The organism is Streptomyces sp. NPDC054932 (genome assembly GCF_053610205.1).
On sequence record NZ_JBSGXU010000211.1, the window covers coordinates 1 to 13,455 of the forward strand.

Consider the following 13,455-nt stretch of genomic DNA (forward strand, 5'->3'; position numbering starts at 1 on the left):
CGCCCTGTCTGAAGCTCGTGCCACCTCGCATGCCGCCGTGCATGCCGCTGTGCAGGCCGCCGCTCCGCAGCCGGTTCCCATTTCTGACATTCGGTCAACTTCCCTTGCGTACAAGGCTTTTCCGGCCCTTCGCCACGCAAGGAACGGAGTCTGTCCGGCCCCTTGCTGTGCCGCCCCGGTTCGCGAATGATGCTCCCGGCGTGTCGGTCGACGGTGCTCGGTCTCGATCCGTCCGCCACCCTCGCACCCGGTCGGCCAGGAGGCCCGTTTTGCGGACGAACCGTCACATCCGGAGATCATTAATGGTCGTCGGTGCCGCCCTCGCGGTGGTCGTCGCCGTTCCCCAGACGGCCTTCGCGGCGCCGCCCCCCGCGCTCCCGGGGAAGGCGGAAGCGATCGAGCAGACCTACCAGCCGGCCTACGACTACGACACCGACGGCTGCTACCCGACCCCCGCCATGGGCCCGAGCGGTGTGCTGAACGGCGGACTCAAGCCGACCGGCGCCCTCAACGGCAGCTGCCGGGACGCCTCGGACCTCGAGAACACCAACGGCTACTCCCGCTGGGCCTGCAACAACGGCTGGTGCGCCGTCATGTACGCGCTGTACTTCGAGAAGGACCAGGCCCTGCCCGGCAGCAGTCTCGGCGGCCACCGCCACGACTGGGAGCACGTGGTCGTGTGGATCCAGGGCAACGAGGCCAAATACGTCGCGACCTCCGCCCACGGCGACTTCAACATCCACTCGCGCGACCAGATCCGCTGGGACGGCAGCCATCCCAAGATCGTCTATCACAAGGACGGCATCAGTACGCACTGCTTCCGCGCGGCGAACACCAACGACGAGCCGCCCGAGAACCACCGCCGCGCCTGGCAGTTCCCCACGCTCGTCGGTTGGTCGGGCTACCCGGCGGGCTTGCGGGACAAGCTCACCCAGGCCGATTTCGGCAGCGCGCACTTCGGCCTGAAGGACGGCTCCTTCGCGTCCCACCTGGCGGAGGCCAAGCCCGCGGGCATCCCCTTCGACCCGTATCAGTAACATCCGGCTCCCGGCACACCGCGGGCACCCGACCGCCCCGAGCGGGGCGGGGCGGGTGTCCGTGCGGTGTCATCGGCCGGTCCAGATCCGGCGGTACGCCTCGCGGTAGCCGGACGGGTCCCAGGACGTGGCGCCGCCGGTGTTCTCGGCCGTGGCGATGTGCACGGGTGCCACGTAGCCGCTGGCGGGCTGTCCGGCGAAGGCACGGTTGAACTCGTCGATGATCTGCCAGCCCTGCTGGTTCAGCGGCTCGGGGACGGTGGCGGCCTGGTACTGCTTGCTGTTGATCCGCTGGAAGGCCGAGGGGTCGCCGTCGCCCGCACCGATGTTGAAGGGCGGTCCGGCGCCCGGCCTGCCCGCCGCCCGCAGGGCCGGGGCCGCGTCGGCGAAGTAGAGGTCGTTGATGGCGACGGAGTACGTCCAGTCGTCCTGGAAGCGGGAGAGCAGCGAGGAGACCGCCTGCGGGGTGCGGCTCCCGGCGTCCGGGATGGGAATGTTCTCGTACGACAGGAGCCGTACGCCGGCGCAGGTGGCGAGCTCGTCGCGGATCAGCTCGGACTTGTTCCTCGCGAACGGGATCGAGTCGTCGGTGAACAGGACGACTCCGGCGTCGCCCTTGGAGCGGGCGATGATCCAGTCCGCGCTGATCCGCGCCACGTCCTCCACCTGCGTGGTGATGTTGGTGAACAGCCTGGGCTTCTCGCTCGGGCCGGGGGTGCCCACCGCGTGCCAGCCGATGACCGGGATGTCCGCCCCTTCGGCCCGCGCCATCTGCTGCGAGGTCAGCTGGGGATCGAAGCCGCCGATGACGATGCCCGAGGGATCCAGGGTGATGGCCTGGCTGAGCGCCGCCTGGATCCCGGCGGGCGTGCCGTCGCCGTCGATCACCCGGACCTGCCAGCCGATGGCCTTCGCGGCCTCCTCGACGCCCTTCGCGACGCCCGCGACGCCGGGGTTGGTCATGGTCTGCGCGACGTAGACGATGGACTTGTCGGGCACCGCCGCGGGTCCGGTGGTGGGGCCGCGCCAGGTGGTGTCGGTGTTCTCGGCCTGTCTGACGGCCGCGCCGGCGCTCGCGAGGGCGGTGGGGCAGCCCGCCTTCGGCGCTGCGGCGCCGGTCGAGGGACCGCTCCCGCAGCCGGCGGCGAGGGCGGCGGCCGCGGTCAGCAGGGCGGCGGTCGTGAGGGTGGTCCTGCGGTGCGGATCCTTCGGGTACACGGTGCTCCTGACGGGGTGCGCGTACGGACTTTCCCAGGGGTGTCTTGTCGATCGGTCCGGCCTGATCGGCAAGACACCCCTAGGGACGGCCGTCCTTCGCCGGTGCGGCCGGTTCCCCGGGCGACCGGCTGGTCGGGGTGGCGCCGGTGCGCAGCCTGCGGCGGGCGGAGTAGCCGGCCAGGCCGACGGCGATGAGCAGGGTGGCGCCGTTGAACAGCGGTGTGGCCCAGAAGTCGGCGCCGAGCTGGCCGATGCCGGCGAGGCCGATGGCGAGGACGGCGACGGCCACGACGGTGCCGAGGGCGTTCACGCGGCCGGGCTTGATCGTCGTGGACCCGAGCAGTGCGCCGACGAAGGCGGGCAGCAGGTAGTCCAGTCCGACGCTCGGGTTGCCGGTCTGCTGCTGGGCGGCGAGGAGGACCCCGGCGATGCCGGTGACCAGGCCCGATCCGGCGAAGGCGTAGACGGAGTACCGGTGGGTGGGGATGCCGATCATTTCGGCGGTGCGCCGGCTGGAGCCGATGACGTACAGGCAGCGGCCGAGCGGCAGCCTTTCCAGGACCAGCCAGAGCACGGCCGTGAGCGCCAGGACGTAGAAGGCAGGCAGCGGCAGGCCGAGGAACCGGGAGTCGTAGAGGCCGGTGAAGGCCGTGGGCAGGCCGTTCGGGCCGGGGACGATCCGGGAGCCGTCGGTGATCCAGCCGGTGCAGGCGTACATCATGCTGCCGGTGCCGAGCGTGGCGATGAAGGAGTCGATCCGCACGAACTCGACGATGACGCCGTTGAGAACGCCGACCGACGCCGCGCCGATGACCACCACGAGGCAGGCGAGGGGCCAGGGCCAGTCCTCGTTCACGATGAGCTGCATCACCATCACGTGGGCCAGACCGAGGCCGTAGCCCATGGACAGGTCGAACTTGCCGGTGGCGATGGGGATCGTCGCGCCGAGCGCCAGGACGGCGGGGATCGACTGGTTGGAGAGGATCGAGGAGACGTTGTCCCGGGTGGGGAAGGTGTCCGGCAGGACGAGGGAGAAGACCAGGAAGAGCAGGACGGCGATGGCGAGCAGGCCGTAGGCGCCGATGTGGTGACCACGGAGGCGGTCCGGCAGGGACCGCGGCGACGGGGAGATGGTCATCGGTCCGTCGCGGTCCCGGTGATCGGCGGCATGGCCGAGGCGGTGCGGGTGAGTTCGGCGACGGTGAGGGCCGCACCGCTCAGCTCGGTGCTCACGCTCCCGCGGACGAACACCAGCGCGCGGTGGCACATGTCCGCGACCTCTTCGAAATCGGTGGAGATGAGCAGGACCGCGAGGCCGGAGGCCAGGGCGTCGTCGAGGAGCCGGTGGATGCCGGCCTTGGCACCGACGTCCACACCGGCGGTCGGCTCCTCGAGGACGAGCAGGCGCAGGCGCCCCCGCAGCCACCGGCCGACGACGACCTTCTGCTGGTTGCCTCCGGACAGGGTGGCGATGGGCACCTCGCTGTCGCGGGGGTGCACCGAGAACCGGTCGATGAGCGCGGCGGCCTCGGCGCGCTCACGGCGGGGGCTGATCCAGTGCACGGCCGGGACGCCGGACGCGCGGGGGTTCGCCAGGAAGTTCTCCCGTACGGTCAGATCGGCGGCACAGCCCTCCTCCTGACGGTTGGCCGCCACGAAGCCGACCCCGGAGTCGAGGGCCGCGTGGACCGTACGGGGGTGGTACGGCCGGCCGTCGAGCAGCACCCGCCCGTCGAGGATCGGCCGGGCGCCGGCGAGGGCGCGCCCGAGCTCCATGTGGCCGGCGCCGGTCAGGCCCACCATGCCGAGGATCTCACCGGCGCGCAGGTCGAGGCTCACCCCCGCGGTGGAGGCGGTCCGCACCCGGTCGAGGCTCAGCAGGGGCGGGCCGGCGGCGGGGCGGATGCCGGGTGACCGGCCGGCCGGCGCGTGGCCCACGATCGCGTGCACGAGACGGGCCGGGCTGTGACCGGCGAGCGGGCCCCGGTCGACCAGCCGGCCGTCACGCAGGACGGCGAAGGTGTCGGCGACCTCGTAGACCTCGTCGAGCCGGTGGCTGACGTAGAGGATGCCGTGTCCGCGGTCGCGCAGGGTGTGCAGGACGTCGAACAGCCGTGCGCAGTCGGCGGCGGGGAGGGTGGCGGTCGGCTCGTCGAGCACGATGAGCTCGGCCCGGGTGGCGAGGGCGCGGGCGATGGCGACGAGCGAGCGCTCGGCGGGGGCGAGGTCGGCGATCCGGGCGCCGGCGTCCAGGTGACCGGCGACGATCCGCAGGGCTGCGTCGCAGCGCTCCCGGGTCCGCCGCCAGGAGATCAGTCCGCGGCGGCGCGGGTAGCCGGTGCCCAGGGCGACGTTCTCGGCCACCGTCATCCACGGGACGAGACCGAGGTCCTGGTGGATGAAGGACATGTTCCGGGTCGCGGCGTGGCTGCCGAGGGGATGGCCGGCCACCGTCACCTCGCCCTCGTCGGGGTGGTGGATCCCGGCGAGCACCTTGATGAGGGTGGACTTGCCGGCTCCGTTGGGGCCGAGCAGGGCGAGGACGCTGCCGCGGTGGATGTCGAGGTCGACCGAGGCCAGCGCGACGGTGCCGCCGAACCGCTTGCTCAGGCCGCGCATACGGACGAGGGGTGCGGCACCGGAGTGAGGGGGTGGGCTCGCCCAGGTGTCGGGAGCGTCGTGCACAGACTTCTCCGGGGGTCGGCCTCCGAGTTCTTCCCGACGGTACGGGGCACTCTACGGGGACACCACCACAGATCCCCGGCATATCGCCGCGCCCTGTGACCCCAATGGCCGAACGGCCCGGGGTCATGCCACGGACAGCGGACACTCGGCCCAGATGACCTTGCCGTCGGTGGTGTAGCGGGTGCCCCACGCGCGGGCGAGCTGCGCGACGAGGAACAGGCCGCGGCCGCCCTCGTCGGTGGTGGCCGACTGGCGCATGCGCGGGGCGCTGCTGCTGGCGTCGTGCACCTCGCAGATCAGATTGCGGTCGTGGATGAGACGGACCTGGATGGGCGCGGTGCCGTAGCGGACGGCGTTGGTGACCAGCTCGCTGAGCAGCAGTTCCACGGCGAACGAGGACTCCTCCAGCCCCCACCGGCTCAACTGGTCCATGGCGGCGGCGCGGACCTCGGAGACCAGGGCCGGGTCGGCGGCCAGGTCCCAGGTGGCGATCCGGTCGGGGGGCACGGCATTGGTGCGGGCGACGAGGAGCGCGATGTCGTCGGCGGGGTGGTCGGGTGCCACGGCGTCGAGGACCGCCTGGCAGGTGTCCTCGGGGGCGCGGTCCGGGTGGGCCAGGGTGCGGCTCAGGGCGGCGAGGGCCACGTCGATGTCGCGGTGGCGGTCCTCGACGAGCCCGTCGGTGTAGAGGACGAGCTGGCTGTGTTCGGGGAGTCGGATCTCGACCGACTCGAAGGGCAGGCCGCCGAGGCCGAGCGGGGGACCGGCGGGCAGGTCGAGGAGCGACACGCTGCCGTCGGGTTGGACCAGCGCGGGCGGGGGATGGCCCGCGCGGGCCATCGTGCACACCTGGGAGATGGGGTCGTAGATGGCATACAGGATGGTGGCGCCGACGATGCCGGTGCTGCCGAAGTCGGGGTTGTCGCCGCCCTCCTCCCGGTCGAGGCGCACCATCAGGTTGTCCAGGTGGGTGAGGAGCTCGTCGGGGGCGAGCTCCAGCTCGGCGAAGTTGCGGGCGGCGGTGCGCAGCCGGCCCATGGTGGCGGCGGCGTGCAGTCCGTGACCGACGACGTCGCCGACGAGGAGGGCGACGCGGGTGCCGGACAGCGGGATGACGTCGAACCAGTCACCGCCCACCCCCGACTCGGCGGGCAGATAGCGGTGGGCGACCTCGACGGCGCTCTGCTCGGGGAGGCCGCGCGGGAGCAGGCTGCGCTGCAGGGACAGGGCGAGGGTGTGTTCGCGGGTGTAGCGGCGTGCGTTGTCGATGCAGAGGGCGGCCCGCGCGGCGAGTTCCTGGGCCAGTGAACGGTCGTCGTCCCCGTAGGGGGCGGGGTCCTGCGAGCGGTAGAAGCACGCGATGCCCAGGATCGCGCCGCGGGCGAGCAGCGGGACGGTGATGAGGGAGTGGATGTTGTGGGCGAGGAGCAGTTCGGCGTGCGCGGGGTCCTGGGCGATCCAGCCGAAGGCGGCCTTCAGGTCGGGCTCCAGCACCGGCTGCCGGGTGGCGATGCAGCGCATGTGGGGCGTGGTGGGCCGCAGGCTGACCTGCTCGCCCACCGGGTAGAAGGGGCAGTCCTCGCGGATGCCGTGGACCACCGTGCGGTGCATCTCGGTGGTGGGGCGGGGGGACTCCTCGCCGCGCAGTACGGCGCCGGGCAGGTCGATGGTGACGAAGTCCGCCAGTCTCGGGACCGCCGTCTCGGCGAGCTCCCAGGCGGTACGGCTCACGTCCAGGGTGGTGCCGATGCGGTTGCTGGCCTCGGCCAGCAGCTCCAGCCGGCGCCGCGCCGCGACGGCGTACTTGCCCACCTCGGGCTCGCCGACCAGGACCAGCCCTCTGACCTTGCCCCGGGCGGGACCGCCGGTGGGCCCGCCGGCCGGGTCGTGGGCCGGGCCGGCGGCGGGCGTCGCCCCGGGTGTGCGGACCGTCGCCGGGCCGGGACCCGGGGCGATGCGGGGGCGGAACGGCTGGGGCGCGCCGGACGGGGTGTGGGCGGGAGCGGGTGCGTGGTGTTCCGGCTCCTCGGGGAGCAGCGCCTCGACGACGACGCCCTCCACGCCGGAGGCGCTCGTCACGGGGCGGCAGACCAGCGTGACCCACCGGCCGCGGGACAGGGGCACCTCGGCGGCGGCCCGCCGGTCCGCGGACATCAGCTCGGTGGCCTTCTCCTTCAGGGTCGTCTGATCGCTCTGCTCCAGCTCGCTCATGAGGAACTCGTCCATGCCGACCGGGTGCCCGTTGAGCCCGTGCTCGCCGGTCCGGTCCGGGCTCGCGGCGTCGAGGTAGGCCTGCAGCAGGCCGTGCTCGCGGACCGAACTCTGGTCCATCAGCCGTCGTTCGATGGCCTCGGCCGCCCTGCGCACCACGGGGATCAGCGCCGGGTCCGCGTCGGTGTAGGGATAGCCGAGGCACAGGACGCCCTCGATGTGCCCGCTGAGCTGGTCGCGCAGGGGGATCGCGGTGCACGCGCTCGACTGGGACCGCTCGGCGAAGTGCTCGGCACCGTAGACCTGGCACAGGCGCCTCTCCGCGAGGGTGAGGCCGATGCCGTTCGTACCGGCGACCTGCTCGGCGAACACGAACCCGGGCACGATCTGGATCGGGGCGAGCTGTCTGAGCATGGACTTCTCGCCGAAACGGCGAGCGAGCACCATGCCGTGACCGTCGGCGAGACAGATGTTGGTCCGGCTGCCCGCGAAAATGCTCTGGAGCCGGTCGAGTACGGGCTCGGCGGCGCGCAGCAGCGGACCGTCCGGGTCGAAGCCCTCCTGGAACGGGAGCTCGGACTGCTCCGGCGACAGCCCCAGCAGCCGGCTGCGCTGCCACGAGCTCAGGATCGGACTTCTCACGCTCCCCTCGACCGACTCGCCCTGCAGGAACCGGTCACGGAAACGCACGGGGCCGATGCGGTCCCCGACGACCCCCATGTGCATCACTTCCCCTCACCGGAGCGCCCTCGATCACCAGATTTGAGTATATTCCTCACATTTCGGCAATGAGCAGGGGAACCAAGTGATCAGCGGGATCGGTGCGATCGGCGGGATCAACGGGATCGGCAGGTCGGCCGTCACAGGATCGCGACCGGGTTGACGGGCGAGCCCGTACCGCCCGGGACGTTCAGCGGCGCCACGACGAGCATGAACGCGTAACGGCCCGCGTCGGCGCAGGCGGCGGACAGCGGTTCCAGGTCGAGGTTGTCCAGCAGCGGTACCCCCATCGCCGTGACGGCGAGCGCGTGGACGGGGGAGTGCAGCCCCTCCACCGGCGAAGGCCGCACGTCGCTGTCCCCGTCGCCACCGAGCAGCGCGACGGCGCGCTCGGCCAGCAGGGGCACGGCGTCCACGTGCCAGCCCGCGCTCGCTGCGTCCGGGTTCCAGGGGCCCAGTTCCCGGCGCCGGCGCAGGGCCCCCGAGCGCAGCAGTACCGCGTCGCCGTCCCCGATCGTCACGCCGAGCGCCTCCTCGGCGGCGACGAGGTCCTGCGCGTGCACCGCGCGCCCCGGCTCCAGCCAGGCGATCCCGAGGACGGCGGGCAGGTCGACCAGGACGCCCCGCGTGACCAGGGGGCCGAGCGCCGACACCGAGCCGAAACGGGCGCCCGCCGCATCGACCGCGTCACGGGCCGCGCGGCCGTCGTACAGCTGCCCTCGGTAGGCGACGTGTGACAGCGCGTCGAGGTGGGTCACGCCCTTGCCGTGGTAGTCCACGGCGAGGAAGTCCTTGTACACGGACGGTTCCGGGGCCTCCACGTCGCCGAGGTCCGCCATGTAGTGCAGGGCGGGCTTCGTGTTGTCCGGGCCGGGGCGGGTGTCCCAGGGCCGCGCCATCGGGACGACCGTCCCGGACCGGACCGCGGCGGTGGCCCGGCGGACGTGGTCCGCCGTCACCCGGTTCCAGGCGCCCCGGTCGGCCGCGGTCCACCGGCCCCACGTACGGACCGCCTCGAACAGTGCATCGAACTCCTGGCGGGAGACGGCGGGCCCGATGCGGGAGCCGTCGGCGGGTTCATTGCCCATGGGCCCAGTGTCCGGCGGATCGCGGCCGCGCGCTGGCCGGTGGGCGATCACCCCGCCGAGGGTGTCGGTGGCTCGCGCTAGTGTGCGTACGTGAGCTTTCATGTCGTCATGGGCTTCGGCCCCGCCGGGGCCGCCACCGCCCGGCTCCTCGCCGAACAGGGCCATACCGTAAGGGTCGTCACCAGATCGGGCCGGAGCCCGGAGCCCGGAATCGAGCACGTCGCGCTGGACGCGACGGATGCCGGGCGGCTGACCGAGGCCGCGCGGGGCGCGGCCGCCCTCCACGGCTGCGCCGCGCCGCCCTACCACCGCTGGACGGCCCAATGGCCGCCGCTGGCCTCGTCGCTCTGCGCCGCGGCCGAGGCGACCGGGGCCGTGCTGGTCATGCTGGGGAACCTCTACGGATACGGGCCGGTGACGGGTCCCATGACCGAGGAGCTGCCGCTCGCGGCGACCGGGCCCAAGGGGCGGGTGCGCGCGGCGGTCTGGGAGCAGGCCCGCAAGCTCCACGAGCAGGGCCGGATCAGAGCCGTCGAGGTGCGGGCCTCGGACTTCTTCGGACCCGGCGTCACCGAGGGCGGCCACCTGGCCGCGCGCGTCGTGCCGCCGTTGCTGCGCGGCAAGCCGGTCACCACGCTCGGGGACCCGGACGCCCCGCACAGCTGGACGTATCTCCCCGATGTGGCCAGGGCGTTGGCCGAGGTCGCGGGCGAGGAGCGGGCCTGGGGGCGGGCCTGGCACGTTCCGACGGAGCGGCCGCAGTCGGTCAGGCAGATGGTCGACCGCCTCGCCGCCCGGGCGGGAACGGGACCGGTCGCCGTGCGCAGGCTCCCGTCGGCCGTGGTCGGCGCGGCTTCGCTGTTCTCCCCGCTGATCCGCGAACTGAAGGAGATCCGCTACCAGTTCGACCGCCCGTTCGTCGTCGATTCGAGCGCCTACGAGGCGGCCTTCGCGGTGGCGGCCACCCCCGTCGACGAGCAGATCGAGGCGACCGTGGACTGGTGGCGCGAGCACCTGGCGGCCGGTGGGCGACCTGGGTGACAGCGGACTGGCCCGGCCCTCGGGGGATGGGCCGGGCCAGTCCGGGCGGGAGTCACCCGTCCGGCCGCCGGAAAAGCGGGGAAACGGGAATACCCGCCCGGTTTGACGGGGGATGCAAACCGGGCGGGAGTTCTCAACTCGCCTTGCCGAGCTTACTGCAGGCGGCTGTCACTTTGGTGGGGCATGCGAGCTCTGCCGCGAAGTTGTTCGTATCGCGGCGGTCGCCGTCGCAGGCGTCCTCGTCGTCCCGGGGGACGCTGCCGGACGGTTCTGCCTGCAAGGCGCGCTTGATCGGGCGCCGCTCGGGTGGACGCCCGCCGCGCTCGGGCGCCCGTCCCCCTGGCCGGATCGCGACCCCCGCCGGTGGTGTGCTCCCGGCGTACGGGCCCGGTGGGCGTCAGGTGTCGGTCAGGGCGCTGGGGCCGCCCGTCAGGGCGACGTGCAGGCCGTCCGGCCGGACCTCCGCGGAAGTGGCCGCGAGCCCGAGCGGGTACTCCTTCGGTGCGCCCGCCCGGGCTCCGAGGTCGCCGTCGCCGACCCCGAGCCGGTCGGTGGGTACGGAGCGGCCGAACAGGGTGAGCCCGTCGACGGCGAGGGTGACTTTGCCGTCGGCGAGTACGGGACGCAGCGTCAGCCGGCCGACGCCGCCCGGGCCGACGTCCGCGAGGACCGTCCCCTTCGCCGGATCGGTGGTGACCGCGGCCACCGACACGGACGGCACGGCGGCGCGGATCGCTGCCGCGAGGGACTGCGTGGAGACCGTCACCTCCGCGTGCGTGCTGCCGACGGTGGTGGTGTCGCCGAGGCGGACGTCGTCCAGCCGGGCGCGGACGCGCACCTGGGTGAGCCGTCCGACCCGGGCATCGTCGCTGCTGATGTCCAGCCGGGGGAAGTTCCCGTCCGCCAGGTCCCACAGGGCCCAGCCGCCGGCGACGCCGACCGCCACGTCGTCGCCGAGGCCCGGAGCAGCCTTCGTGACGCGGCTCCGGACCAGGTCGCGGACCGTGTACTCGGCGGCGCCGGTGGCGACGACGGCCAGCAGGACCACGGTGGCCGTGACCGTGAGGACGAGATGGCGGCGCAGGACCGCCCGGGTCTTCGTCAGGCGGCGCTTCATCGCCGGTCTCCTCGGACGGGTGCGAGATCGGATGCTGGATCGGATGCGGATGCGGATGCGGGTGCAGGACCGGGAGCGGGCGCGGGAAGGGCGTCCGGCCCGTCGGCGGGCCCTTCCGGGTCCAGGTGCGGGAGGAGCCGGTCCAGCCAGCCGGGGAGCCACCAGTTGGCGCGCCCGAAGAGGTACATGGACGCGGGCACCAGGAGCAGCCGGACCACGGTGGCGTCGATGATGACGCTGACGCCGAGGCCGAGCGCGAGCATTTTGACGGCGACGTTCGTGGAGAGCAGGAAGGCCAGGAAGACGCTGGTCATGATCAGCGCCGCACAGGTGATGACGCGGGCGGTGGCGGCGAGGCCGGTGGCGACGGCCAGGTGGTTGTCCTCCCGCTGGAGCCACGTCTCACGGATCCGGGAGAGCAGGAAGACCTCGTAGTCCATGGACAGCCCGAAGACGATCGCGAACATCATCATCGGTACGTAGGACTCGACGGGCACCTTCTCGGCGACGCCGAACAGCGCGCCGCCCCAGCCCCATTGGAAGACCGCGACGACCACCCCGTAGGCCGCGGCGATGGAGAACAGGTTGAGCACGGCAGCCTTGAGCGCCACCAGCAGGCTGCGGAAGACGGTGAGCAGCAGGAGGAAGGCGGCTGCGACGACCACGGCGATGATCAGGGGCAGCTTGGCGGTGAGGGTGTCGGTGAAGGTCTGGGCGGCGGCGGTCGTGCCGGTGAGGTAGCCGGTGGCTCCGGTGCCCGACAGCGCCTTCGGCACCGTCTCGTCCTGCAGGGTGTGGATCAGGTCGGCGGTGGCCCTGTCCTGCGGGCCGGTGGTGGGAACGACCGTGGTGATGAGCAGGACGTGGTCGGGACTGGCCACCGGGGGCGTGACGGAGGCGACGCCCGGTACGGCGGACAGCTCGCTCCGGAGGGATGCGGCGAGCTCCTGGCGCAGGCTCTCGCTCGCGACCTGACGGCTGTCGAGATGGGTGACGACGGTCAGCGGACCGTTGGCGCCGGGGCCGAAGCCCTCGGTGATCAGGTCGTAGGCGCGGCGGTCGGTCCTGCTGGTGGACTGGGCCCCGGCATCGACGTGGCCCAGCTGCATGGAGGCGAGCGGGACCGAGAGGACCCCGAGTACGAGCAGGCCGCTCACCAGGAAGAGCCAGGGGCGCCGGCTGACCCTGACGGCCCAGCGGTGCCAGACGTCCGACTCGCCCGTGGGTTCGGCGACCGGCTTGCGGACGTGGAAGCGGTCGATGCGGTGGCCGAGCAGGCCCAGCAGGGCGGGAGTCAGCGTCACGGACGCGGCGGCGGCCACGACGACACTGAGCCCGGCGGCGACACCGAGGGCGCCGATGAAGCCCACGCCGGAGGCGCAGAGTCCGGCGAGGGCCATGGCCACCGTGGCGGCGGCGACCAGGACCGCCCGGCCGCTGGTGGCGACCGTACGCCCGACCGCCTCGGCGGGCTGCGCTCCGGAGTGCAGCAGGGCCCGGTAGCGGGTGGCGAGGAAGAGCGCGTAGTCGATGCCGACTCCCAGGCCCATCATCGCGGCCAGCGTCGGGGCGGCCTGGGCGAAATCGAAGTGCCCGGCGAGCAGGCCCAGACCGGCCAGGCTGACGGACAGTCCGATCACCGCCGTCAGCAGCGGCAGACCGGTGGCGGCGACGCTGCCGAAGCCGATCAGCAGCACGAGCACGGCGACGGCCAGACCGATGGCCTCCGAGGCGCGGTCGGCGGACTTGGGCGTGGCCAGCTGCCCGAGCGGGGCCCCGTACTCGACGGTGACGCCGTCGGCGCGCAGCGGCTCGACGGCGGCGTCGACACCGGTGAGGTAGGCGGGGTCGAAGCTCGCCGGGTTGCCGTCGAAGCGGACGGTCAGCTGGGCGGTCCCGCCGTCCGCGGACACCGCCCCCGGGGTGGTGAGCGGGTCGGTGACCGACAGGACGTCCGGGAGCCGGCCCAGACCCGCGACCGCCGAATCGACGGCCGCACGGTGACCGGTGACCGGACCCTGATCGGTCGTGAGCACGATGGTGGCGGCCGTGCCGCCGGAGCTGCTGGTGTGCGCCGTGAGGAGGTCCGCACCCGTCTGGGTGCTGGTTCCGGGCAGGGAGAAGCTGTCCGCGAAGGTGCCGCCCCACGCGTGGTTGGCCAGCCCCAGGCCGGCCAGTGCCAGCACCCACAGCGCGACCACGCGCCAGGCGTGCCGGGCGCACCAGCGCCCGCTCCGGTGGAGGAGCCCCGGCCCCTCGGCCGATTCAGTGTTCATGGGGATCACTCTGTGCGGTGTGTGTAAGGGAGCCGTGGGCGCATTGTTCGGGGAATGCAAGG

General features: G+C 72.9%; 9 protein-coding genes. 2 read left to right on the top strand and 7 right to left on the bottom strand.

Features of this window, described 5'->3' with window-relative positions; genetic code table 11:
* Positions 1 to 302: 302 nt before the first annotated feature.
* The gene (locus ACWGE1_RS35220) at positions 303 to 1,037 is read left to right on the top strand and encodes an NPP1 family protein (RefSeq protein WP_453424535.1); all 735 of its coding nucleotides are present in this window, start codon (positions 303 to 305) and stop codon (positions 1,035 to 1,037) included.
* A 69-nt stretch (positions 1,038 to 1,106) separates the two neighbouring features.
* Here ACWGE1_RS35220 and ACWGE1_RS35225 read toward each other — a convergent pair whose 3' ends face one another.
* The 5 genes from ACWGE1_RS35225 to ACWGE1_RS35245 form a co-directional block, all read right to left on the bottom strand.
* A complete protein-coding gene (locus ACWGE1_RS35225) occupies positions 1,107 to 2,255 on the bottom strand; it encodes a substrate-binding domain-containing protein (RefSeq protein WP_453424536.1) in 1,149 nt (382 codons plus the stop codon).
* 79 nt (positions 2,256 to 2,334) lie between these two features.
* Positions 2,335 to 3,393 carry an ABC transporter permease gene (locus tag ACWGE1_RS35230; protein WP_453424537.1) on the bottom strand — a complete coding sequence of 353 codons (1,059 nt, stop codon included), beginning with the start codon at positions 3,391 to 3,393 and terminating at the stop codon, positions 2,335 to 2,337.
* Positions 3,390 to 4,940, bottom strand: coding sequence for a sugar ABC transporter ATP-binding protein (locus ACWGE1_RS35235; RefSeq protein ID WP_453424538.1), 1,551 nt, complete (start codon positions 4,938 to 4,940; stop codon positions 3,390 to 3,392). Before ACWGE1_RS35235 ends, ACWGE1_RS35230 begins: the two co-directional genes overlap by 4 nt.
* Before the next feature lie 123 nt (positions 4,941 to 5,063).
* Positions 5,064 to 7,871: a SpoIIE family protein phosphatase gene (locus ACWGE1_RS35240; RefSeq protein ID WP_453424543.1), complete on the bottom strand. Its 2,808-nt coding sequence runs from the start codon at positions 7,869 to 7,871 to the stop codon at positions 5,064 to 5,066.
* A gap of 140 nt (positions 7,872 to 8,011) precedes the next feature.
* Positions 8,012 to 8,959, bottom strand: a complete 948-nt coding sequence (locus tag ACWGE1_RS35245) for a cyclase family protein (RefSeq protein ID WP_453424539.1) — start codon at positions 8,957 to 8,959, stop codon at positions 8,012 to 8,014.
* A gap of 90 nt (positions 8,960 to 9,049) precedes the next feature.
* On the opposite strand from ACWGE1_RS35245, the gene ACWGE1_RS35250 reads away from it, so the two are divergent.
* Positions 9,050 to 10,000, top strand: a complete 951-nt coding sequence (locus ACWGE1_RS35250) for an NAD-dependent epimerase/dehydratase family protein (protein WP_453424540.1) — start codon at positions 9,050 to 9,052, stop codon at positions 9,998 to 10,000.
* Positions 10,001 to 10,397: 397 nt separating this feature from the next.
* Here ACWGE1_RS35250 and ACWGE1_RS35255 read toward each other — a convergent pair whose 3' ends face one another.
* Together ACWGE1_RS35255 and ACWGE1_RS35260 are read right to left on the bottom strand one after the other, a co-directional pair.
* Positions 10,398 to 11,117 carry an LmeA family phospholipid-binding protein gene (locus ACWGE1_RS35255; RefSeq protein WP_453424541.1) on the bottom strand — a complete coding sequence of 240 codons (720 nt, stop codon included), beginning with the start codon at positions 11,115 to 11,117 and terminating at the stop codon, positions 10,398 to 10,400.
* Positions 11,114 to 13,393, bottom strand: a complete 2,280-nt coding sequence (locus tag ACWGE1_RS35260; protein ID WP_453424542.1) for an MMPL family transporter — start codon at positions 13,391 to 13,393, stop codon at positions 11,114 to 11,116. Before ACWGE1_RS35260 ends, ACWGE1_RS35255 begins: the two co-directional genes overlap by 4 nt.
* Positions 13,394 to 13,455: the final 62 nt, after the last annotated feature.